General features: G+C 38.7%; 26 protein-coding genes and 1 other annotated feature. Of the genes, 19 read left to right on the top strand and 7 right to left on the bottom strand.

Features of this window, described 5'->3' with window-relative positions:
* Window positions 1-156 precede the first annotated feature (156 nt).
* Window positions 157-435 carry a YuzB family protein gene (locus PSR12_RS14310; protein ID WP_221680239.1) on the top strand — a complete coding sequence of 93 codons (279 nt, stop codon included), beginning with the start codon at window positions 157-159 and terminating at the stop codon, window positions 433-435.
* Window positions 436-486: 51 nt separating this feature from the next.
* On the opposite strand, the gene namA is transcribed toward PSR12_RS14310, so the two are convergent.
* Window positions 487-1,497, bottom strand: coding sequence for an NADPH dehydrogenase NamA (gene namA / locus PSR12_RS14305; protein ID WP_221680240.1), 1,011 nt, complete (start codon window positions 1,495-1,497; stop codon window positions 487-489).
* Window positions 1,498-1,545: 48 nt separating this feature from the next.
* On the bottom strand, window positions 1,546-2,349 hold the full coding sequence (gene proC, locus PSR12_RS14300) for a pyrroline-5-carboxylate reductase (RefSeq protein WP_274769459.1): 804 nt from the start codon (window positions 2,347-2,349) through the stop codon (window positions 1,546-1,548).
* Between the two features lie 46 nt (window positions 2,350-2,395).
* Window positions 2,396-2,610, bottom strand: a binding site (T-box leader).
* A gap of 86 nt (window positions 2,611-2,696) precedes the next feature.
* Here proC and PSR12_RS14295 point away from each other — a divergent pair.
* The 16 genes from PSR12_RS14295 to PSR12_RS14220 all read left to right on the top strand — a co-directional run bounded on the left by PSR12_RS14295 (window position 2,697) and on the right by PSR12_RS14220 (window position 17,219).
* Window positions 2,697-3,686 carry an MBL fold metallo-hydrolase gene (locus PSR12_RS14295; RefSeq protein ID WP_274769457.1) on the top strand — a complete coding sequence of 330 codons (990 nt, stop codon included), beginning with the start codon at window positions 2,697-2,699 and terminating at the stop codon, window positions 3,684-3,686.
* A gap of 8 nt (window positions 3,687-3,694) precedes the next feature.
* Window positions 3,695-4,450 carry an SDR family NAD(P)-dependent oxidoreductase gene (locus PSR12_RS14290; RefSeq protein ID WP_274769456.1) on the top strand — a complete coding sequence of 252 codons (756 nt, stop codon included), beginning with the start codon at window positions 3,695-3,697 and terminating at the stop codon, window positions 4,448-4,450.
* A gap of 109 nt (window positions 4,451-4,559) precedes the next feature.
* Window positions 4,560-5,354: a MerR family transcriptional regulator gene (locus PSR12_RS14285; protein ID WP_274769455.1), complete on the top strand. Its 795-nt coding sequence runs from the start codon at window positions 4,560-4,562 to the stop codon at window positions 5,352-5,354.
* A 74-nt stretch (window positions 5,355-5,428) separates the two neighbouring features.
* A complete protein-coding gene (locus tag PSR12_RS14280; RefSeq protein ID WP_274769454.1) occupies window positions 5,429-6,238 on the top strand; it encodes a CPBP family intramembrane glutamic endopeptidase in 810 nt (269 codons plus the stop codon).
* Between the two features lie 283 nt (window positions 6,239-6,521).
* The gene (locus PSR12_RS14275; protein ID WP_004231366.1) at window positions 6,522-7,715 is read left to right on the top strand and encodes an argininosuccinate synthase; all 1,194 of its coding nucleotides are present in this window, start codon (window positions 6,522-6,524) and stop codon (window positions 7,713-7,715) included.
* 81 nt (window positions 7,716-7,796) lie between these two features.
* Window positions 7,797-9,176 carry an argininosuccinate lyase gene (gene argH, locus PSR12_RS14270; protein ID WP_274769453.1) on the top strand — a complete coding sequence of 460 codons (1,380 nt, stop codon included), beginning with the start codon at window positions 7,797-7,799 and terminating at the stop codon, window positions 9,174-9,176.
* A 202-nt stretch (window positions 9,177-9,378) separates the two neighbouring features.
* Window positions 9,379-9,756, top strand: coding sequence for a carboxymuconolactone decarboxylase family protein (locus tag PSR12_RS14265; RefSeq protein ID WP_221680248.1), 378 nt, complete (start codon window positions 9,379-9,381; stop codon window positions 9,754-9,756).
* Window positions 9,757-10,252: 496 nt separating this feature from the next.
* The gene (locus tag PSR12_RS14260; RefSeq protein WP_009370283.1) at window positions 10,253-10,630 is read left to right on the top strand and encodes a GntR family transcriptional regulator; all 378 of its coding nucleotides are present in this window, start codon (window positions 10,253-10,255) and stop codon (window positions 10,628-10,630) included.
* 7 nt (window positions 10,631-10,637) lie between these two features.
* On the top strand, window positions 10,638-11,717 hold the full coding sequence (locus tag PSR12_RS14255) for a DUF1648 domain-containing protein (RefSeq protein ID WP_274769452.1): 1,080 nt from the start codon (window positions 10,638-10,640) through the stop codon (window positions 11,715-11,717).
* Window positions 11,718-11,730: 13 nt separating this feature from the next.
* A complete protein-coding gene (locus tag PSR12_RS14250) occupies window positions 11,731-13,014 on the top strand; it encodes an alpha/beta hydrolase (RefSeq protein ID WP_274769450.1) in 1,284 nt (427 codons plus the stop codon).
* Window positions 13,015-13,025: 11 nt separating this feature from the next.
* Window positions 13,026-13,331, top strand: coding sequence for a DUF3784 domain-containing protein (locus tag PSR12_RS14245; protein WP_274769449.1), 306 nt, complete (start codon window positions 13,026-13,028; stop codon window positions 13,329-13,331).
* Window positions 13,332-13,564: 233 nt separating this feature from the next.
* Window positions 13,565-14,752 carry a hypothetical protein gene (locus tag PSR12_RS14240; RefSeq protein ID WP_221680253.1) on the top strand — a complete coding sequence of 396 codons (1,188 nt, stop codon included), beginning with the start codon at window positions 13,565-13,567 and terminating at the stop codon, window positions 14,750-14,752.
* An 18-nt stretch (window positions 14,753-14,770) separates the two neighbouring features.
* Window positions 14,771-15,946 carry an amidohydrolase gene (locus PSR12_RS14235; protein WP_274769448.1) on the top strand — a complete coding sequence of 392 codons (1,176 nt, stop codon included), beginning with the start codon at window positions 14,771-14,773 and terminating at the stop codon, window positions 15,944-15,946.
* A gap of 105 nt (window positions 15,947-16,051) precedes the next feature.
* Window positions 16,052-16,204 carry a YpzG family protein gene (locus tag PSR12_RS14230; RefSeq protein ID WP_004231380.1) on the top strand — a complete coding sequence of 51 codons (153 nt, stop codon included), beginning with the start codon at window positions 16,052-16,054 and terminating at the stop codon, window positions 16,202-16,204.
* Between the two features lie 119 nt (window positions 16,205-16,323).
* A complete protein-coding gene (locus PSR12_RS14225) occupies window positions 16,324-16,860 on the top strand; it encodes a hypothetical protein (protein ID WP_274769445.1) in 537 nt (178 codons plus the stop codon).
* Window positions 16,861-16,880: 20 nt separating this feature from the next.
* Window positions 16,881-17,219 carry a cupin domain-containing protein gene (locus PSR12_RS14220; RefSeq protein WP_004231385.1) on the top strand — a complete coding sequence of 113 codons (339 nt, stop codon included), beginning with the start codon at window positions 16,881-16,883 and terminating at the stop codon, window positions 17,217-17,219.
* Window positions 17,220-17,249: 30 nt separating this feature from the next.
* On the opposite strand, the gene PSR12_RS14215 is transcribed toward PSR12_RS14220, so the two are convergent.
* The gene (locus tag PSR12_RS14215; protein WP_004231387.1) at window positions 17,250-17,741 is read right to left on the bottom strand and encodes a GNAT family N-acetyltransferase; all 492 of its coding nucleotides are present in this window, start codon (window positions 17,739-17,741) and stop codon (window positions 17,250-17,252) included.
* A gap of 69 nt (window positions 17,742-17,810) precedes the next feature.
* Here PSR12_RS14215 and PSR12_RS14210 point away from each other — a divergent pair, with 69 nt between their 5' ends.
* Window positions 17,811-18,239: an NUDIX hydrolase gene (locus tag PSR12_RS14210; protein ID WP_274769444.1), complete on the top strand. Its 429-nt coding sequence runs from the start codon at window positions 17,811-17,813 to the stop codon at window positions 18,237-18,239.
* A gap of 53 nt (window positions 18,240-18,292) precedes the next feature.
* Here the strand turns inward: PSR12_RS14210 and PSR12_RS14205 are convergent, their stop codons facing one another.
* The 3 genes from PSR12_RS14205 to mscL all read right to left on the bottom strand — a co-directional run bounded on the left by PSR12_RS14205 (window position 18,293) and on the right by mscL (window position 21,423).
* The gene (locus tag PSR12_RS14205) at window positions 18,293-19,453 is read right to left on the bottom strand and encodes an aminotransferase class I/II-fold pyridoxal phosphate-dependent enzyme (protein WP_274769443.1); all 1,161 of its coding nucleotides are present in this window, start codon (window positions 19,451-19,453) and stop codon (window positions 18,293-18,295) included.
* A 3-nt stretch (window positions 19,454-19,456) separates the two neighbouring features.
* Complete coding sequence (locus PSR12_RS14200; RefSeq protein WP_274769441.1) at window positions 19,457-20,572, bottom strand: methionine biosynthesis PLP-dependent protein; 1,116 nt, start codon at window positions 20,570-20,572, stop codon at window positions 19,457-19,459.
* A gap of 461 nt (window positions 20,573-21,033) precedes the next feature.
* Window positions 21,034-21,423 (bottom strand): large conductance mechanosensitive channel protein MscL, encoded by a 390-nt coding sequence (gene mscL, locus PSR12_RS14195; RefSeq protein WP_009370295.1) that lies wholly within the window; start codon window positions 21,421-21,423, stop codon window positions 21,034-21,036.
* Window positions 21,424-21,609: 186 nt separating this feature from the next.
* Here mscL and PSR12_RS14190 point away from each other — a divergent pair, with 186 nt between their 5' ends.
* Window positions 21,610-22,308, top strand: coding sequence for a lytic transglycosylase domain-containing protein (locus tag PSR12_RS14190; RefSeq protein WP_004231399.1), 699 nt, complete (start codon window positions 21,610-21,612; stop codon window positions 22,306-22,308).
* 35 nt (window positions 22,309-22,343) lie between these two features.
* Here the strand turns inward: PSR12_RS14190 and PSR12_RS14185 are convergent, their stop codons facing one another.
* Window positions 22,344-22,601: a GlsB/YeaQ/YmgE family stress response membrane protein gene (locus tag PSR12_RS14185; protein WP_004231402.1), complete on the bottom strand. Its 258-nt coding sequence runs from the start codon at window positions 22,599-22,601 to the stop codon at window positions 22,344-22,346.
* Window positions 22,602-23,220: the final 619 nt, after the last annotated feature.

The raw sequence follows: 23,220 nt of genomic DNA, 5'->3' as shown, positions 1-23,220 counted from the left end.
CATTTTCGTTTAATGGCTGTACATTAATTTTATAAGAAAAACTTATGTTAAAGATTAATAATATTTTATGAAAGTTATTTTGCTTAACGCTACAGTTTTCATGAAGTTTATGGAATTGTGGTATGATTATTTTTAGAGAGTAGGGGGGCAATAAACATGGTATTTTCTCTTTTTAAAAAAAAGAAGGAGCCACAGCAGCTAAAAAATAGAGTGGAGTTTTGTATCACTAATTTATCACTTGGTGCGGCAGATGCGTACGATGTATTAGTAGAGCGGGATGATATTGAGATAGAGGAATCTGGTTGTACATCCCATTGTGAAATCTGTGAGCAAGGTATTTTTGCAATAGTAAATGGAGAAGTCGTGACAGCAGATGACGTGGAGACATTGGTACAGGCTATTGATGAAGAATTAAAACAAAATCCATTATTCTAATGAAAAAAAACAGCTTGCTGGAGCACAAGCTGTTTTTTGATGGAAATGAATTTACCAACCACGAACGTATTGTACAGGAGGTTGCACGTCTTCTCTTAGCTCTTTAGCTGCATGTAGTGCCCAGTAAGGGTCTCGTAATAAAACACGCGCTAAGAATATTAAATCTGCACGATTATTTTGGAGTATCTCTTCGGCTTGAATGGCTGTTGTAATAAGACCAACTGCACCAGTAGGAATATCGGCCCCATGCTTAATCGCTTCTGCATGTGGTACCTGATAGCCTGGAAAGACATTGATGGCTGCTGGTACAACGCCCCCTGTTGATACATCAACTAAATCAACACCTTGAGATTTCATCCAGCGGCTAAAAACAATAAAGTCATCCATTGTTGTACCATCTTCCGCATAATCTTCCGCAGAGACACGTACCAATAAAGGTCCGTTCCATACACTGCGAACAGCATCGATGACTTGACGTAGGATGCGATATCGATTTTCCTGTGAGCCCCCATATTGATCTTGACGTTTATTCGTAGCGGGTGATAAAAACTCGCTAATTAAATAGCCATGTGCCCCATGAATTTCTAGTACATCAAAGCCAGCCTTTGCGGCACGAACAGCTGCTTGTTTAAATGCCTCGATGACATAGAGAATGTCCTCTTCCGTCATTTCTGTTGGCGTTTTATAGTCTGAGCTAAAGGCAATAGCTGATGGAGCAAAAATTTCGCCATCTACTGTTGCTTTGCGACCAGCATGTGCAAGCTGGATGCCTGTTTTAGCGCCGTACGCTTTCATCCCTTCAACTAATTGACTTAATCCTTCAATATGTGCATCATCCCAAATCCCTAAATCCTTATTTGAGATACGACCTTCTGGCACAACACCAGTAGCTTCTAAAATGATTAAGCCTACTTGACCAGCTGCACGTGTTGCATAATGGACGAAATGAAAGGGTGTTACCATGCCATCGTCTTGTGCTGAGTACATGCACATAGGGGCCATCACAACACGGTTTTTTAAGGTGATAGATTGCAATGTATAGGGTTCGAATAATTTACTCAAAATAAAGCCTCCTAATTCCTAGTGATACACTCTATTTTGCACATAATGCTACCCATTTGCAAGTGAACGAGATCGTGCCTCGGCTTCTTTAATGCAGGCTTCGATGGCTTCATTAAATTGATATTGCTCTAATGCCTGTATACCTGCCTCCGTCGTGCCCCCTGGACTCGTCACCTTTTTGCGTAAGACATCGGGTTCATCTAATGACTGCTTGAGCATCTCAGCTGTCCCCGCAAGTGTTTGAGTCATCAGTAAGCGCACTGTATCTTTCGATAAGCCTACCTTCGTCCCTACTCGTTCAAAAGCTTCCATTAAATAATAGATATAAGCAGGGCCACTACCTGAAAGGGCTGTGACAGCATGTAACTGATCCTCATCGACTTCAATAACGGAGCCAACAGCCTCTAATAACTGGAGGAAAAGGAGACGCTGGTCTGCAGACACCTCGTTATTGAATGCAATGCCACTTGCTGACATACCGATTGTAGCGGAAGTATTCGGCATCACCCTTGCTACTGGGCGACTCCCTAAAAATTCTGTAATCGTATCAATCGCAATGCCTGCTAAAATAGATAGTACAGCAGTGCTCGCTGTAAGTTTAGGCTTTAAATCACACATTGCAGCAATAGCATCTTTCGGCTTCATCGCTAAGATAATCAGATCTGCCTGTTGAAAAATCGCATGATCAAATACACAATGGACACCATATGTTTCATGTAAGAAATGTAATCGTTCTTTGTCAGAGCGATTGGTGACATAAATTTCCTGTGGTGTGAACACCTTTTGTTTAATCCAGCCTTGCATCAATGCTTCCGCCATTGAGCCTGCACCGATAAATAAAATTTTTTTCATGAACAAAACCTCCAGTTCAAAATAAAAAAGCGCTCTCGTCCTTATCTAGAAGGACGAAAACGCTCTCGTTTCCGCGGTACCACCTTTGTTTGCCAATTGTTGGCACAACTCTTAGCCCTCTTATCGCAAGGGAAACGGTTATGTTTGCATAACTGCTCAGAAGTAGGTTCGGTAATGGGAGTGGGTGATGTTACTCTCAGCAAATGTAACACTCTCTAACACCTTCACCAGTTACGTACTCGTCTTCTTCAACGCACATAAATAATTAGATTATTCAAAATTATAGTGAGGAATAGGCAACCTGTCAACAGGAGGATGACGAAAACAGAAAAAACTTGTAAAATAGAATGAATCAGTATTCACAAGTGCGTGAAAAGGGGGAGACAACTTTGTCTATATACAAAATAGAAATACCAACACCCTATGCAGTAGGAGATGTCAATGCATTTATTGTAAAAGGCGATGCACTTAGCATTTTTGATGTTGGCCCAAAAACAATGGAAGCCTATGATGCTTTAAAATGGGGGATTCGAGCAGCAGGCTTTGACATGCAAGATATTGAACAGGTTGTGTTAACCCATCATCATCCAGATCATGCGGGATGGGTCGATGCTTTTCCACATGCAGAAATTTTAGGGCATGCCTATAATGACAAATGGCTTCGTCATGATGAAGACTTTTTACGCTATCATGAACAATTTTACAGTGAACGTTTATTGGAGCATGGGGTACCACAAGAATATATTGCAAAAAGTGTCCATGTTCGTCGTGAATTGGAGCTTGTAGGGGAACGGCCATTAACGCAAATTTTGGCAGATGGAGATGAAGTGCCTGGGCATCCAGGATTAAAGGCAATCGAAACATTAGGTCACGCACAAAGTCATTTCATTTTTTGGGATGAAAAAACTCATCATGTGATTGGGGGAGATTTATTGCTTGAAAAAATAACGCCCAATCCATTAATAGAGCCACCATTGGATCGTACCGTAGGACGTACAAAATCTTTACTACAATATAATGCATCCCTTGAAATTCTGCGTCAATTACCTGTCAAAATGATGCATACAGGGCATGGAGCAGAGCTAGAGGATATTCCTTCATTGATTGATAAACGATTAGAGCGACAGCACCAACAATCACTGAAGGTTTTTGAATTATTAGGCGATGATCAATTAACAGTTGTCCAAGTAACAAAGCGCTTGTATCCGGCTATCTTCCAGCATCAGCTTGGTTTAACTTTATCTAAAACACTTGGTCATTTAGATTATCTAGAGTCCAATGAGTATATTACGTCAACGAAGACAGGAGCAGGTATCTATTTATTTCAAAGGAAGTAGGTTTATACATGAAACATTCTAACAAAACGATCTTTGTGACAGGAGCTACAAGTGGGGTTGGCTTAAAAATAACTGAATTACTAGTAGCTCAAGGGCATACCGTGTATGCCACAGGTCGCAATGCTGTTGCACTAAAGGTGCTAGAGCGTTTAGGTGCTCAAGTGATCCAAGCGGATTTAACCAATCTACATACACTTGATGATGTTTGTGCGCAGCTACCACCGATTGATGTAGCGATTCTTTCAGCAGGTGTAGGGAAGTTTGCTGTAGCCCCTGCTTTACAGGATGAGGATATTGCGCAAATGATCGAATTAAATGTTAGTGTACCGATTTATCTTGCCAAACGATTAGCCTCTAAGATGATAGAGCGCAAACAGGGCCATTTAATATTCATTGGTTCTCAGGCTGGGAAGGTGGCCACACCAAAAGCGAGTGTCTATGCTGCGACGAAACATGCTATTGTCGGTTTTACTAATGGGTTGCGTATGGAATTGGCTCCGTACAATGTAAAAGTGACAGCCATCCATCCTGGTCCCATTGATACACCATTTTTAGATAAAGCCAATGATACAAGTGGCTACCGAGAATCCTTAGGGCGCTTTTTATTGTCAGCGGAGGAAGTAGCTCAAGAGACAGTGAAAACGATTGATCGTCCTGTTCGTGAAATTAATCTACCTAGAATTATGGGATTATCAAGTAAATTGTATGCATTAGCCCCTGCAACCATTGAATGGTTAGGCAAATCATTTTTCCATAAGAAATAACAATATTTGAAACTGTAAACATGCTTCACGTGCATGTCTACGGTTTTTTCATATTTACATATATTTATAGCTATAGTAGTAAAGAGGAAGAGTTGAAAAGGAGACTTAGATGTATACAATTGGTCAAGTTGCAAAATTTTTAGGAGTTTCTAGAGATACCTTAAAATTTTATGAAGAAAAAGGATTAGTAAAGCCCCAGCAAAATAGTGAGAATGGGTATAGAACATACAATCATTTTGATATATATGATATCACAACAATCAATTTTTATAGAGAAATTGATTTTGAAATCAAAAAGATTCAGGAATTGAGAAAAGGCAAGAGTATAGAGGGCATTCAATCATTGTTAGTAGAAAAAGAACAAGTAATGTTAGAGGAAATAGCTTATAAAAAGCTACAATTAAAAAAGCTCCAGTTTGTAAAAGAGGATTGTCAAAAAATTAGCCAATTTCTAGGCACGTATACTATAAAGGAAATGAAACCATTAGAAATAATGGGCGTAATAGATCATTATACAGCCTATGATGAATATGATTCGTTAAAAGAAAATGCAGACAGTATAAAGAAAGCGGTAATTCTTACTTCTTTAAGAAGAGTTATTAGCTTCGATGATAGCGGAATGCTCGAAAATAAATTTATGGTTGTCAGGAAAGTAGAAAATAGCGATCATCTAATAAAAGGTGAAGTTTTAGCGCATCCAAAATGTCTTTATACTGTTATTGAAGATGGGCGCTGGTCAACAGGTGGCAAAAATACAGACAATAAAGTAGAGACTAGCATAAGAAAAGTAGCTAAGGAAAATGGCTATGAGCTTTTAGGGCTGGTTTATATCAACTTATTGCTTACCACTTATGAAGAAGGGCTTGAACGTATTTTTTTAGAAATGTATGTGCCAATAAAGTAATTTGAAAAAGCGTTTGACCTGTGAGCAACCCCTAGGTTTATGCTGAAGATATTCAGATGAAATGGGGGATCTACTTGCCTAGAAAAAAGAAATTAAAAAAACCAGTAGCAAGCTTTATTATTTTAACCAATATCATTTTTTGGCCACTTTTCTGTGTTGTAGGAGCCGTCAAGCTATTAGGCTATCCGACTTGGCTATTTGATATCGTACGCTGTCTATCGGCTTGGTCATCCACCTTTGCCTTTGCGCTACTTTTTCCAAGAATCTATCCTGAGCAACGTTTTATACACTTTGTCAAACAAAAATTCAAAAACAAATTGTCACTTTCAGTAATTGTTTTAATCGTGATGATACAAACAGCTATCTTTCTCATGATTTTGTTTCATATCATGAATAATTATGAAGAAACCTCTATTTTTACGCTGTCTTCATGGGGCATGCTCAGTTTTTATTTTGTTAAAACGCTTTTGTCAGGGCCATTAGGCGAGGAGTTAGGATGGAGGGGTTTTGCACTGCTGGAGCTTCAAAAGAAGTATTCGCCATTAATAGCTTCTATTATCATAGGCTTTTGGTGGGGAATGTGGCATTTACCGATATGGCTTACAACAGGGTTTATGGGAATAGATTTGGTCAAATATAGCTTCTTCTTTATGCTATCGATTATAGCTACGACCATCATCATGACAGTATTTTATACGATCAATCAGAATTTAATGATTCCTATTATTATTCATCAGCTCTTTAATTTTTTTATCGGTTCCATCAACGGAAACCTAATTGATTTAATCATGTATAATGCCATTTTATATTCGGCGGTGGCCGTTCTACTTATTTTGATTAATCCTAAAAAAGTATTGTATAAGATAAATCAGCCAAGTAACTAGAAAGAATCCAGTTTGTATAATGGATTCTTTTTTTCGTCCGTTGCTAAATTTATATAGTATACATTTATATAGATAGTAAAAAAACATTTTTTCGAGTGAATTGCCATGGATTTCTTGTCAACCTTATACAAGGAACGACTTACTTTTGACAATAAAAATAAAAGTCTATGAATTTATAAAAATACACTTGTATTTATTTTTATAACATGATACTATTCGTGTATAAACTTTTAAATGAATGTATAAAAATACATATCGATAGAGCAATGGAGGCGCATTTTTAATGGCAAATAAAAAAGTAGTATTAGCTTATTCAGGTGGACTTGATACTTCGGTAGCAATTCCATGGTTAAAAGAACAAGGTTGGGACGTAATTGCAGTATGTCTTGACGTTGGCGAAGGGAAAGATCTTGAATTCGTAAAAAATAAAGCTCTTCAAGTAGGAGCGATTGAATCTTATATGGTGGATGCGAAAGACGAATTTGCTGAAGGGTATGCATTAATTTCTTTACAAGCACATACTTGGTATGAGCAAAAGTATCCATTAGTATCAGCGCTTTCCCGCCCACTTATCTCGAAAAAACTAGTAGAGATTGCGAATCAAGTAGGCGCAGATGCTGTTGCGCATGGTTGCACAGGTAAAGGGAATGATCAAGTTCGTTTTGAAGTATCGATTAAAGCATTAAATCCAGACTTAGAGGTATTAGCACCAGTACGTGAGTGGGGCTGGAGCCGTGACGAGGAAATCGAATATGCAATGAAGCATAATGTACCGATTCCTGCAACATTGGATTCACCATTCTCAATCGACCAAAACCTATGGGGCCGTGCGAATGAAGCTGGCATCATGGAAGACCCATGGGTGTCGCCACCAGAGGAAGCTTACGGCTTAACTGTTTCTGTTGAAAATGCACCGAATGAAGCAGAGTATGTGGAAATCGAGTTTGTAGCTGGTAAACCAGTAGCATTAAACGGAAAAGAAATGAAGCTTGCTGATTTAATTCAAGAATTAAATGCAGTAGCAGGTGCTCATGGAGTAGGACGTATCGATCACGTTGAAAATCGTTTAGTTGGTATTAAATCTCGTGAGGTTTATGAAATTCCAGGTGCAAAAGTGCTGTTAACAGCGCATAAAGAGCTTGAGGACTTAACGCTTGTAAAAGAATTAGCACACTTCAAGCCAGTTATTGAGAAAAAACTTTCTGAATTAATTTACGACGGTCTATGGTTCTCACCATTACGTGATGCTCTTGAAGCATTCCTTGCGCAAACACAACAATATGTGAATGGTACAGTACGTGTGAAACTATTTAAAGGACATGCGATTGTAGAAGGACGTAAATCACCAAATTCATTATACAGTGAAAAGCTAGCAACATACTCGAAGGAAGATCAATTCAATCACGCTTCCGCGGTAGGCTTTATCGAGTTATGGGGTCTACCAACTGTAGTGAACTCATCTGTGAATAAAAAGTAATGTTGAACAAGCAAGGTGTGGTGAGGCATTTGTGCTTATACTACACCTTTTGATAAGTAATCGAGGAAAAGGTGAGCTGACATGACAAAACTTTGGGGTGGACGTTTCCAAAAATCAGCAGAAGCATGGGTAGACGAATTTGGCGCATCCATTGGCTTTGACCAGCAACTTGTGCTAGAGGACCTTGAAGGTAGTGTTGCACATGTCACAATGCTTGGTGCCACAGGAATTTTACCAGCAGCTGATGTAGAGGCCATACTAGGTGGTCTTGCCCAATTAAAAGATAAGGCAATTGCGGGTGAGCTTGAATTTAGCGTTGCCAATGAAGATATACACTTAAATTTAGAAAAAATGTTAATTGATTTAATAGGTCCTGTCGGTGGCAAACTACATACAGGACGTAGCCGAAATGACCAAGTAGCAACGGATATGCATCTTTTCTTGAAAAAGCGTGTGCAGGAAGCCATTGATTTAATTGTGACGTTCCAACAAACGCTTCTAGACAAAGCACAAGAGCATATTGAAACGATTGCACCAGGTTATACGCATCTACAACGTGCACAGCCAATATCCTTTGCACACCATTTAATGGCTTATTTTTGGATGCTAGAGCGTGATAAACAACGTTTTACAGAATCCATAAAACGTATTGATATTTTACCTTTAGGTGCTGGGGCAATGGCAGGGACAACTTTCCCGATTGACCGTTTAAAATCAGCAGAGTTATTAGGGTTTAGCGAGGTTTATGCAAACTCCATGGATGCGGTAAGTGATCGTGATTTTATTGTGGAATTTTTAAGTCATTCCTCCTTACTTATGGCGCATTTATCACGCTTTGCTGAGGAAATTATTATCTGGTCTACAGATGAATTTAAATTTATCGAACTGGATGATGCCTTCTCAACAGGTTCTTCGATTATGCCACAAAAGAAAAACCCAGATATGGCAGAGCTTATTCGTGGTAAAACAGGGCGTGTTTATGGGAATCTAATGGGCTTATTAACGGTGTTAAAGGGCACACCATTAACATATAACAAAGATATGCAGGAGGACAAAGAGGGGATGTTTGACACTGTTCATACGATTCTTGGTTCACTTAAAATCTTTGAAGGTATGATTCGTACAATGACTGTCAACACGGAACGCTTACATCAGGCTGTTCACGCTGATTTTTCAAATGCAACGGAGCTAGCAGATTACCTTGCTACAAAGGGGATGCCATTCCGTGAGGCACATGAGGTGACTGGTAAGCTTGTCTTTACATGTATTCAAAAGGGTATTTATTTATTAGACTTGCCATTGGAAGAAATGCAGCAAGAAAGTACGTTAATTGAAGCGGATATTTATGATGTACTAGCGCCAGAAGCTGCTGTTCGCCGCCGCCATTCCTTAGGTGGTACTGGCTTTGAACAAGTAAAAATCCAAATTGAAAAAGCGAAAGCCTGTCTTGTAGCCATTTAATTTTTGCGTGCATGTCCTTGTGACTTTTTGCATAGATATTCATTAAAGCTGTCCTGTGAGGCACTATGAAAACCTTTATCCTTTTTCACTGAGCCAGAGGGTGACGTGAAGAAGAGAACCTTACATATGTGAAGGACAATCCCCAATTCTGGAGACGCGGAATTGGGGTTTTTGTATAAGTAAATGTAGGAGGGATGAAGAAATGAATGAACGTTTTACAAAGGGGCTCGAAACAATTAAACAATATGTGACAGAGGAAGAAGCAGCACGGATGATTAAATCTGATGCATTAGCCGATATCGCACCCGATTTACGCAAAATGATTATTGAATTTGCTTACGGTGATGTCTATGCACGGCCTGGGCTGGATGCAAAGAGTCGAGCACTCGTCGTGATAACAGCGGTAGTTACACAAGGTGCTGCACCACAAACCAAAACGCATATTCAGCGTGGATTACATGCAGGCTTGACACAGACAGAAGTGGTCGAGGCACTTTTACAATTAGCACCCTACATCGGTTTTCCAAGAGTGCAAAATGCTTTAACGATAGCCCAACAAGTCTTTGCAGAAAAAAGCTAAAGCATGTATAAAAAATAGAAGAAGGCTCATAATAAGAGAGGAACCACTTATTAATCTAATCTGATGGGGAGGATGCAGAATGAGTAGTAATAGTCAAACACCCAAAGACCAAGAATCTCAGGAAAGTCCGCCACAACTGTTGAAGGTTGAAGCTTCATAAATCTTAAGCCTAAAGGTGAAACAGACTATTCTGTTTTGCTATAGATTAAGAAGAAGTGTAAACTATACCAGTTAAAAATCAAATAGAAGCAATAAGTGTCCATGGATCCAGAATTATTCTGGGTCCTTTTTGTTTCTTATGGGGTCTAAAGTACTCAAGATATCCGCTCTAAATGAAGTTCAAAGCACTACCAAGGGAAGGCTCTCGCTCTTATTGTGAAAAAACCTCTACTCAACACCATAAAAATTCCTTCATTTGACATTAGAGAAAATCTGTATTACTCTATACATAACAGATTTCTGTTTGGTTACAAGCAATACAGATTGGGGGAGTTTTATGCAAATACAATTAGATCCAAACAGTGAATTGCAGCTATATAAACAATTGGCCAATCAAATAATAGAATGCATTGCGCAAGGCGAGCTGAAAAATGGTGATACTTTACCGTCTGTACGTTCGATGGCTACAGATCTAGGCATTAACGTTAGCACGGTCAGTAAAAGTTATCATGAACTTGAAGAGAAGGGCTTAATTGAATTGAAGCCAAAAGCAAAAGCGGTCATTATTGGTGGTCAAAAGAGAGAGCTGGAAGAAACAGAGGTTGAAAAAGTCGAAAATGCCTTGAAGCCTATCATGGCGGAGGCTTTTGCGCGTGGCCTCGAGAAAGAGCAAATGACAAGTTTGTTCCAGCGAATTTTAAAACAATGGAAGTAGGGGTAGTATGCTTATAATTGTAGGCATCTTTATCATTGTCGGAATTATGGAAACGATGACCCCACATTTAACAAGAAAAACACTTGTTTTTGGTGTTTCCATACCCGAACCATATGTCAAACATCCACAATTAAAGCTGTGGAAGAAGCATTATAGCCAAATCATCGCAGGAATTACCGGCTTATTTTTAGTAGGTCAAATCGCTCTCTATCTTTCACCTATACAAGAGGAGAAGGTATCTTTAATTTCCTTTATCCTTTTGTATGTCATGCTCCTTTTGTCATCAGGTCTTTACATGAGTTATCATGTTAAAACGAAAAAATTAAAGGTGCAGGAGCAGTGGGAGACACAAATAAAAACAGTATATGTGACTGATTTGTCTATCCGTCAGAAAGAGGAAGCATTATCACCTATATTTTTTAGTGTACCCATCATCATCACACTTGCTTTAATTGCTTTTACGTACATGAACTATGAGACAATCCCAGAGGTTTTTGCGACACATTGGAATGGAGCAGGAGAGGTCGATGGTTGGACTCAAAAATCGCGGCTCTCAGTCATCAGTATGCCGCTTATATTATTGGCAATACAAACTAGTTTTTTCATGATGAGTCAAGGCATGAAAAGTGCCAAAATCCAATTAAGTGCACAGGCCAAAGAAGCATCCATTCATCGGGAGTTAACTCAGCGTAAATACGGAAGCTGGTACCTGGCAGCCATTAATTTTAGTATGACAATTCTATTTGTTGTTTTACACTATACAACTGTTATTTTACAAGACCAAACGGCTCCCTACTTCTTCCCACTTTTTCTTGTCTTTAATGTCGTTACGTTGGGTGGTTTACTAGTGTTCATTTGGAAGCTCAGTAAAAGTAATGAACGTTTTGATGAGGTACATACAAATGAAACAGCTGCCACAGATGATCAATACTGGAAATGGGGTATTTTTTATTGCAATAAAAATGATCCATCCTTATTAGTGCCTAAAAAGTTTGGAATCGGTTGGACTGTTAATTTCGCGAACAAATGGTGTTACATCTTAATAGCTATTACTTTACTGCCAATTTTATTGGTGATTTTCATATAGAAAGGAAGATTAGATGAAAAAATGGTTATTGATTTGCTGTATAATTTTACTTTTAGCTGCCTGTGGGCAAAAAGAGGTCACTGCACAACATCAAGGATCAAAGGGGACAAATGCAATGAATGAACAGTTTATTGGAAAATGGGAAGGAACTATTGAAACACCAAATGGACCATTACCGATTATTATCGATTTAAAGAAGGAAAGTGGAACATTATCCGTGCCAGCACAGGGCTTATCTAATTTTCCATTTCAAAGTGTGACGTATACAGGTGATAAAGTAAAAGTGTCCATAAATTTAAACGGCTCGGCGATTGCCATTAATGGCACAATCAAAAATGAACAAATAGAGGCTACATTTCAACAAAATGGTGCGAAATTTCCTTTAATACTAAAGGCTTATAAAAAGCAACCTGTTACCTATGACACATTAAAAATTCCCGTTCAAAACGGCAACTTAACGGTAGCTGTAGAAAAGGCTTCTACATCTCCATCACCAGTGGCACTGATAATAGCAGGATCGGGGCCAACTGATAAAGATGGTAATTCTGCTTTGGCTGGAAAAAATAATAGCTTGAAAATGTTGGCGGAAGGTTTAGCACAACAGGGCATTGCGACGGTGCGTTATGATAAGCGAGGACTAGGTGACAATCAAGCGCTCTTAACAAAGGAAGAGGATGGAACGTTTGACCAATACGTTGATGATGCTGTACAAATTATCCAAACATTGATGGCTGATAAAGCCTACACAAGTGTTCATGTAATTGGCCATAGCGAAGGCTCACTCATTGGTTTGCTCGCAGCTCAAAAGACAGGCGTAGCATCCTTTGTGTCCATTGCCGGTGCAGGTAGATCGTTAGATGAAGTGCTTTTAGAGCAATTAAAAGGTCAATTAGCACCAAAGCTTTTCAATGAATCCACGAATATTTTGACAGCTTTAAAGCAAGGGAAGCAAGTGAAAAATATTTCACCAGAGCTACAAGCCCTTTTCCGTCCATCTGTACAGCCTTTTCTGATTTCCTTGCTAAAATATCAACCTGCTAATGAGCTTGCAAAAGTAAAAAGCCGTGTATTGCTAGTACAAGGAACAACAGATTTACAAGTGAAGGAAGCCGATGCTGAGGCATTGAAGAAAGGCAAACAAGAGGCAAAATTACTTTATCTAGCGGGTATGAATCACGTATTGAAAAAGGCACCAGCCGATCGTGCCAAAAACTTAGCAACCTATGCAGACCCTTCACTGCCACTGCATGAAGAATTACTACCAGTAATTGAGCAATTTATTAAAAATGAAAAGTAGGATGATAAACCTTGGGAGTAATTGTCTATTTAATTATCATGCTGCCGTTTCTCATCTTCGCCATTGTTCTATCGCAAGGTAAAGGAGCTTTTCTACTTGCTGGCTTTCATACGATGGCACAGGAGGAAAAAGAATATTATGATGAAAAGGCACTGGCAAGATTTATGGGAAAAATGATGTATGGCTACTGTTTTTGTGTCCTTTTATGGATACTAAACGAATTATTCCATACACAATGGTTATTTCATGTAGGTCTTGTACTTTTTGTCGCCCTTACGATATTTTTATTGATCTATGTAAACACAGGTAATCGTTAAAAAAAATAGCATGTAAGACAAAGTAGAACCATTTTAGAATGGTTCTCTTTTTTTGTAAGCGCTTTACGAAAATTCTTTAAAATCTAAATATTTGGAAAACCGTAATTTTAGTGTCACGAATATGCTCGTTCATACGTTGTTTTTCTTCTTTTCTGTAAAAATAGAATTTTGAGAATAATTAGTATTATTATAGATGACATTAAAAAATTACTAAGTTAGGAGAATTCTTTGATATGTCGCAAATGTTAGCACTGACGATAGTACTTGCTATTCTTTACATCGGAGATATCGTAGCAACAAGAACGAAGGCGTGGATTCCATCTGTGTTCGTCTGTGCGGTATTATTTTTAATTGGCTATTGGACATTCTTCCCGAAAGATATTGTTAGTATTGCCGGGATTGGTCCAGTCGTTGCCACGATGTTAATGTATTTATTAATTACGAATATGGGTACACTTCTGTCCCTTAAGGAATTGAAAAACCAGTGGAAAGCCATCGTTATTTCTTTAGCTGGTATTGTAGGCATCATCGCCATATTATTTACAATTGGTGCCTTGCTATTTGATTTAAAAACGATGATTGTTGCAGTTCCACCATTAGTCGGTGGTGTAGTGGCAGCGCTAGTGATGTCAGAAGGCGCTTCTGCAGCTGGCTTAGAGGATTTAGCCGTCTTTGCCATTGTGATTTACGTCATTCAAGGTTTTGCAGGATATCCCATCACGTCCATTGTATTGAAGCGTGAAGCAAAACGTTTATTAAAAGAACACCATCAAGGGAATATACAATCGGTAACACTGGTAGAGGAAGATGTTGAACAGTCATCTGAGCAACCAAAATTATTTAGGAAAATTCCTACCAAGTACAATACAGAATACTTTAAATTTTTCCGTTTAGCGCTTGTTGGATTATTAGCGTATGGTACATCTACAGCATTAGCACCTGTTGTGACAGTCAATGCATTAGTGCTATGCCTAGTGTTTGGTGTCCTTGCATCGACATTTGGTTTTTTAGAAAGACAACCATTGCAAAAAGCAAATGGCTTCGGTTTTGCCATTATGGGGTTAATGCTCTTTATATTTGATGGCTTAAAACAGGCTTCCCCTGAAATGCTGATGCGTATTATTGTGCCATTAGTAGTGTCTATTGTCTTAGCAGTCATTGGTATGTATATTTTCTCTTTCATCGCAGGAAAAGTGTTAAAGGTCAGCCCGAATTTAGCGTTTGCTGTATCCTTAACAGCGCTCTATGGGTTCCCAGCAGATTATATTTTAACGAATGAAGTAGTGAAATCGTCCACAACCGACGAAAAAGAACGTGAAATACTGTTAAGCCATATGTTGCCACCGATGCTTGTAGGCGGCTTCATTAGTGTAACGATAACATCTGTTATTTTAGCAGGTATTTTCGTAAGTTGGTTATAAAACAAGGAGAGAGTAATCATGAACAATATCAAACGCATTATCGCGGAATTAAATAGTGAGCTTGTGACGATTCGTCAAAAATTGCACAGTGAGCCAGAGCTTTCTTGGGAAGAATATGAAACAACGAATTATGTAGCAGCGTATTTAGAGAACCTTGGTATTCCGTATAGACGAACAGAGCCAACAGGCATTATTGCGGAGTTAAAAGGGGGCAGGGAAGGAAAAACCGTTGCCTTACGTGCGGATATGGATGCATTGTCAGTTTATGAAATACGAGAAGATATTCCGTATCGCTCTAAAACAGATGGTAAGATGCATGCCTGTGGTCATGATGCGCATACAGCCATGTTGCTGATTGCAGCTAAGACATTACATACGGTACAAGAAGAAATTGAGGGAACAGTTCGTTTTATTTTCCAGCCAGCGGAAGAAGTTGCTACAGGTGCAAAAGCGATGGTAGAGCAAGGAGCAATGATAGGTGTAGATAACGTCTTTGGTATTCATATTTGGTCGCAAATTGACACAGGAAAAATTCAGTGCAATAAAGGTCCTGCCTTTGCCTCTGCTGATATTTTCAAAGTGCGCTTTAAAGGGCAGGGCGGGCATGCCGCAGTACCACATGATGCCATTGATGCCGTGATGATTGCTTCAACGTTTGCTTTGAATGTCCAAACAGTTGTGGCACGTACAGTCAATCCACTTCAACCTGCCGTTCTTACAATTGGAAAAATGGAGGTTGGCACACGCTTTAATGTAATTGCTGAAGATGCCATTTTAGAAGGGACTGTGCGCTGTTTTGATAAAGAGGTCCGTTCACATATCGAAGCGCAAATTCGTCATTATGCTGAGCAGATTGCCTCACTTTATGGGGGCACAGCAGAGGTTGTTTATGAATATGGTACACAAGCCGTCAACAATGATGTGGCGAGTGCCAGCTTAGTCGATCGCCTTGCAGCTGAACATTTTGGGGCGGAAGCTTATCATGTTGATGATCCGACAATGGGTGGAGAAGACTTTAGCTTTTACTTAGATGAAGTACCTGGCTGCTTTGCTCTAGTAGGCTCAGGCAATACAGAAAAGGATACACGCTGGGCACATCATAATGGCCATTTTAATATCGATGAAGATGGTTTGCGCGTTGGAGCCGAATTATATGTACAATATGCGTTAACTTGGTTAAGCGAAAACAAATAAAGAGAAGTGGACATGCTTCTTATGAAATTAGTATAAATTCACCTTAGCTGGTCATAATAAAGAAGATTTCACTTATGAAATCTATAATGATGAGGAGGATGAAAAATGAGTAGGTTCGAACAACTAGACCCCAAATCTCAAAAAATCCACCGCAACTGGTCAAGGATTAAGCGATCAAAATCGCAAGTAAATGGTGAAACGGAGATTACTCTCCATAACCGTCTCTTGCGAAGTGAAGCAAAGGCCCGTCAGTTTTAATCATGCTAGAAAAGTAAGTGTCATCAAGCCCAGAAAAAATTCTGGGTTTTTCTTTATGACTGAGAAAGATATATTATATTGTAAGGAAGTAATTTCTAACAGAAAAGGAGAGGAAAGCTATGATTAATCCTATTCCCATTTATCTACAGCAATTTGCAGGAAACGTCCAATTTATAGATGACGTTGAATCACAGTTTCAGCTTCATTCTAGTGCAGGCAATGAACAATTTGAAATTTGGTATTACGGTGATTTGCTAATCATTGAAGGGGAGGAAATGCCTTTTATTACAGGCTCCACCGCTAGAATCGTTGCTAAAGATCCTTTATCCGCAGAGGAAATTTTGCTCTTTGATGCGACTCTACATGGTTATAATGCGCTATTTTGTGAGGCGTATACAGAGGATCACCGTGACAAACGTCCACTAGAAAAATATAATTTACCCGAAACAGAAGTCGTATTATCATTTTTCTATAACATCGACTATGACGAAGAAATAGACGACTATGAGGTAGATGAACAAGAAAATGTTCGACTTATCAATGGAGAAACCACTAACTGGGAAACGATTAAAAGAAATGGCTATGATGCATTTGCTTTTTATATCAAAAAAGAAGATGGAACTCTTTTAGCATTTGCTGAAGAAGAACTAGCCTAATAAGAAAGGATTTTCGCGAAATGCAACTTATACAATTTACACAAGATTTAGCAAACCCCATTCATCAATACCAATCCATCGATACATTCTATAGAAAAATTACGAAAACAGAAGTGCCTACGACGATCGGTTTCATCTATATTGAGTCAGGTGGAGTGGTTGGTATGCATGAAGCCCCTGTTCCACAGCTATTTATCGTTATTAATGGGGAAGGATGGATAAGAGGTGAAGATGGTGAAAAAATCACCATAAAAACAGGACAGGGAGTGCTATGGCATCAAGGACAGGCACATGAATCTGGTAGTATAACTGGCTTAACAGCACTTGTTATCCAAGCGGAGCAGATAAATCTTACATAAATAAAAGTGTAACGGTAGTTGCAAGAACCGTTACACTTTTTCATATTGTTTAACCAATTTAACTGTCTTAAGTAGATGACCATCAAATTGTTCATCAAATTCTTCTATTGCTACAAATCCCTTTGCTTGATAAAAATGCATTCCAAGTTTATTTTCTTTCTCTACACAAACAAATAAAGACGATAGATTTGGTAGCATGCGTAGTCCTTCCTGTAAAAGTGCGGTACCCACGCCCTTACCATGCATATCAGGATGTAAATAAATCGCATGTAGCTCTGCCTCACCTTGTGTTACATTTGAAAAATTAGCAAAGCCTACTAGCCATTCGTCAAAAATTGCAACAAGAAACGGACTGTTGATAAGACGTTCAATTAATCGTTCTCGACTATAAGCTAGTTGTAAAAAACGATCTTGAATGTCACGTGGAATGATTCCTTCGTATGTATGATGCCAGCTTATTCTAGCAATTTCTTGTACAAAAGTAATGTCATTTTCTTGCATCTGTCGTATAATAAGTGTCAACACTTTTCACCTGCTATTCCAATTTTTCTCTTTATTGTAACATTCAATCATTCAAAGGGGGTCACTTTCATGCAAGTAATTGAAAAAGCATTTGGCTATATCACGCGAACGCATGAGGATCAATTACAGGTACTCGTATTTGAACAGAATTCAGTTGGGGCAGGTATCCAGGTGCCCAAAGGTACGGTAGAGGAAGGGGAAACACCTTTAGACGCTGTGAAACGTGAAATGCTAGAAGAAACAGGTCTAACCACACTTGTCGTTCAAGCGTTAATAGCACAGGACTATTTTAATCATCCATCAGGTGTTTTACAAAAACGGTATTTTTATCATTTAACATCCGATGAAACACGAAATACATGGCAGCATCATCCAACAGGATTAAACGAAGGGGATTTACTCTTTTCGTTCTATTGGATTTCAGCTGAGCAAGATGCCCTGTTAGCAAAGGGGCATGGGGATTATTTATACCGATTGTTAGCAAAGGTGAAAAATTGAACCTATCATAAATAAAACCGCGTCAACTGGACGCGGTTTTTATGTTGATTCAATTAAGCCTTGGCAGCAATCTCTAGGGCTTGTGCAAAATCAGCAATTAAGTCATCAACATGCTCAAGTCCTACAGAAAAACGTAGAAGGCCATCTGTGATGCCTCGTTTAGCACGCTCTTCAGGCTCCATAGCAGCATGACTCATTTTTGCAGGGTAAGAAAGAATAGATTCTACTCCTCCAAGAGAGACCGCAAATACTGGAATTGTCATCGCCTCAACCAATGCCTTTGCAGCTGCATAGCTTGGTAGTCGGAAGGATAAAACGGCCCCAGGACTTGTGCTTTGACGTTGATGTATAGCGTAGCCAGGATGTGAAGCAAGCCCTGGATAGTAGACCTGCTCAACTAGTGAATTACTAGCCAAATAAACAGCAATTTTTTGTGCAGATTCAGCAGAACGACTAAAACGTACATCTGTTGTTTTGATGTTTTGTAGAAGTGTGAATGAATCCTGTACACCTAAAATATTACCGAATGAATTTTGGATAAAGTAGAGATCCTGACCTAGCTTTTCATCGGCAGTAACCGTTAAGCCAGCAATAATATCAGAATGTCCAGATAAAAACTTTGTTGCACTATGAATAACGACATCTACACCAAGTTCTAGTGGGCGTTGGTGTAAAGGTGTCATAAAAGTATTATCCAAGAATGTAAGGCAGTGGTGTTGCTTGGCAAGCGCCACTATACCACGTATATCTGTAATGCCTAACGTTGGATTTGATGGTGTTTCCATATAAAGTAGTTTTGTAGCTGGCGTGATTGCTGCTTCTACAGCTGCTAGATCCGTAAAATCTACAAATGTATGGGAAATCCCAAAGCGTGGCAACACCTTTGTTACAAAACGATAGGTTCCACCATAAACATCCTCAGTCATGACGATATGATCTCCCTGCGATAACAGCATTAATGCTGCTGATACGGCAGCGATTCCAGATGAAAATGCATGGGCACGAACACCACCCTCAAGCTCTGCTACAGCTTTTTCTAATGCATCTCTTGTAGGGTTGCCTGAACGAGCATAATCATATTCTCCGAATTCATCTATACTTTCTTGATGGAAAGTAGAGGACAGATACATCGGGACATTAACAGCCCCTTTTTTATCACCATAGCCATCACGAACACCTGCGTGAATGAGGCTTGTTTCAATACGTTGCTTCATCCATTACGCCTCTTTTCTAAGGATATCAAATACTTGTCGTAAGTCTGCAATTAAATCTTCTGCTTCCTCAATGCCAACAGAGAAGCGTAATAAACGATCACAAACGCCACGCTCCACACGTTCTTCATAAGGCATATCTGCATGTGTTTGTGTAGCAGGATACGTAATAAAGCTTTCAACACCGCCAAGACTTTCAGCAAAAGTAATTAACTTTAAGTTACGAAGGAATGGGTCAATCCACTCAGGCTTTTGCAAGCGGAATGACAGCATGCCACCTTTTCCAGTATAAAGGACATCTGTCACTAACTCTTCTTCCTCTAAGTAAGCAGCAATCGCCTTCGCATTGGCATCATGTTGCTTTAAACGTAGATGCATTGTTTTTAGACCACGAATAAGTAACCATGAATCCATAGCTCCTAGCACCATTCCACTACCATTATGAATAAAGCCAATACGTTCAGCTAATTCTGTGCCTTTAGCAACCACTAGCCCAGCTAAAACATCATTATGACCACCAATATACTTCGTTGCAGAATGAAGCACAATATCTGCGCCTAATTCAATAGGGCGTTGGAAGTATGGCGTATAAAATGTATTATCCACAATTAACCATGCCCCATGCTTATGTGCTAACTCCGCATACACTTGTAAATCAAATTCCTGCATAAGTGGATTTGTTGGTGTTTCAATAAATATTGCACGTGTATTTTCATTCATTAATGCTTCCACCTGTTCAACTGATTCAAATTTTGAATAAACAGGCTTGATATTATAAGTATCTTGGAAGAAGTTAAATAGTCTATATGTACCGCCATATAAATCATCTGGCACGACTAATTCATCGCCTGGTTTAAATAGGGATAATACCAATTGAATGGCAGCCATCCCGGAACTACAGGCAAAGCCCATATCGCCACCCTCTAAATCAGCAATTCCTGCTTCTAAAAGAGCACGTGTTGGATTTTTTGTACGTGTATAGTCAAAACCAGTAGATTCACCAATCCCAGTATGTTTATAAGCAGTCGATAAATGAATGGGCGGACTCACAGCTCCTGTTGCTGGGTCACTTAAATTACCAAGTTGTACAAGCTTTGTTTCAATACTTCTGTTTACTGTCATGACGTCACTCTTTTCTTCAATATTATTAAAAGCAACAACTTTCGCTTTCAATTTAATAGTATTCTCAATAATTGTTACCAATTTAACATGGATACTAAAGAAGAACAAGGTGATTTCTGAAAATTAGCTAGATTATTTATAGTTAAACACCTAGGAATAGTAGGAGATTCCGGAATAAAGATAGAGCTGAAGAAGTGGAGGATAATTTCAAGTTAGCGGATACAAGATAGAAAGTAGCGGATAGAACGTGAAAAGTAGCGGATAGAACGTGAAAAGTGGTGGATAGAGCAGACAAAGTGAGGGATAGGTTCTGAAGTAGCGGATACAACGTGAAAAGTGGTGGATAGAGCGGACAAAGTGAGGGATAGGTTCTGAAATAGCGGATAGAGCACAAAAAGTAAAGGATACAAAATAAAAACATCTGCCTCCTTTAAATGAGAGACAGATGCTTTAACAACATGTTAGGCTTGTTCTTTTTTCAGTAAGTCGCGAATTTCTTTGAGAAGCTCTTCTTTGGCGTCGAGTTCAGGTGCTGGTTCTTCCACGACTGCTTCTTCTTTTTTACGTGTAAGCTTAGTCATAATTCGTAAGGCCATAAAAATGGCAAATGCTATGATTAAAAAATCAATGATGGATTGTAGAAATACACCAAAATTGATTTGAGCTTCACCTGAGCCAAAAACAAAACTCTTTGTTAAATCAATACCACCCGTTAAAACACCAACTAATGGCATGATGATATTTTCAACTAAGGAGGTAACAATTTTACCGAAAGCACCACCAATGACTACTGCTACTGCTAGATCGACAATATTGCCTTTCATCGCAAATTCTTTAAAGTCTTTCCACAAAATAAATTCCTCCCTATTAATATCCAATAAACGAATCAATCTGTATTTTACTATATTTTTACCAAACCTTTCAACTGCTTTCATAGTGGAAATTGGAGGACTTCGATCTTTCAAAACTAAAAGATATACTGCACATTACGGAAAATTTGGTAATATAGAAAAAGAATACTAGATTAGGTGTGACGTATGGCAAAGAAAAAGAATAACAAACCCATGTTATCACCCGCGACAAAATTGGGTATGATAGCATTATTGATTCCAATTGCAATTACTGTGTATGTCCTCACATTTTTTGCTTGGAAGGAGCTTCAAACATTACCGATATTCGAAAAGCTTGTCCAGCAAAAGGCAATTGAGGAGATTCAACAGCATTTCGATATGAAAATTCCTGAGCAATACATTCCCGTTTATGTAGCTGCAGAAGAAAAATATGGAGTACCATGGACATTACTTGCTGCGCATCATCGTATTGAAACGCGTTTTTCTACGGTAAAATCAATGGTATCATCTGCTGGGGCAGAGGGGCATATGCAATTCATGCCCTGTACATTCGTCGGCTGGCAACATCCCACATGCGCAGGTTTAGGAAAAGGAAACATCACGAAAAATGAATTGATGAATCCTGAGACAATTGCTAAATACGGAGGATATGGCGTAGACGCAAATGGGGATGGAATAGCAGATCCTTATGATATTGAGGATGCAGTATTTAGTGCTGCGAATTACTTATCTAAATACGGTGCTGCGACAGGGAATATTAAGAAAGCTGTTTATCAATACAACCATAGCGAGAAATATGTCGAGGATGTGTTATATTACTACCAGTTGTATGATGATTTTCACGATGAACTCCAAGCAGCTGTTCTTTTACATGAAGAAAAATAAAGAGCCATCACACTGGATGGCTCTTCATTACATATTTAAGTTGCTTTACGCATACCTTTTAAAATAAGGCTGACGATAAAGATCAACACGATGGCACCGATCAGTGCTGGGAACACGTAGAAATCACTTACTCTCCAGCCCCAGTTCCCTAAAACCATACTACCAATCCAAGAACCGACAATACCTGCAATAATATTCCCGATGATGCCGCCTGGTACATCTTTACCTAAAATGACGCCAGCTAACCAACCAAGAATTCCTCCAATAATTAAATACCAAATGAAACTAATCATTACTTTCATCTCCTTAAATTTAAGATATAATGGCGATTACTTAGTTATACCCTGAATGGAGTAGATTAAACACTGTGATTTGTTTAGTCATTATTACATGTTGTAAATAAGGCTGTAGACAAGTGAATGCAGCTCCTTTGCTGTGCTCACTTTATTGCTAATCCAACTGCATAAATTACTGTGAAAATGTCCACATTAACGACAATTACTTCTATATTGTACATACACCGATTATCGCTTACTTCTATAGTATGTTCATGCAATCAATTCGTACCAGAAAGGCATACAACGCCCAATCGCCAGAAACAATAAAAAACAGCCATTTAACTAAATTATTTACTACAATAGCCTTTTCATTCGTGAAAAAATACATTATTTATTGAAACAGAATGTCAATTCCCTGTACAATTCCTTATTTCCTGGGAGAATTTTTTATGTAGAAAAAGAAAAATGGGTAAATTTCCACTTTTTAATAGTTTGAAAATTCTGTATAAAGGGATTATAATGTAGAAAAGGAGCGTGGTCGTATGAATATGGCTGTTATGAAACGTTTAAATCGTCAAGGCTTTTTAATTGCTGGTTTGCATTTATTAGTAATGCTAAATCTTGCAGCTGATTT

The organism is Lysinibacillus sp. G01H (genome assembly GCF_028872195.1).
In the GTDB taxonomy this organism is placed as follows: Bacteria; Bacillota; Bacilli; order Bacillales_A; family Planococcaceae; genus Lysinibacillus; species Lysinibacillus capsici.
This window is presented reverse-complemented; position numbering and strand designations above follow the sequence as displayed.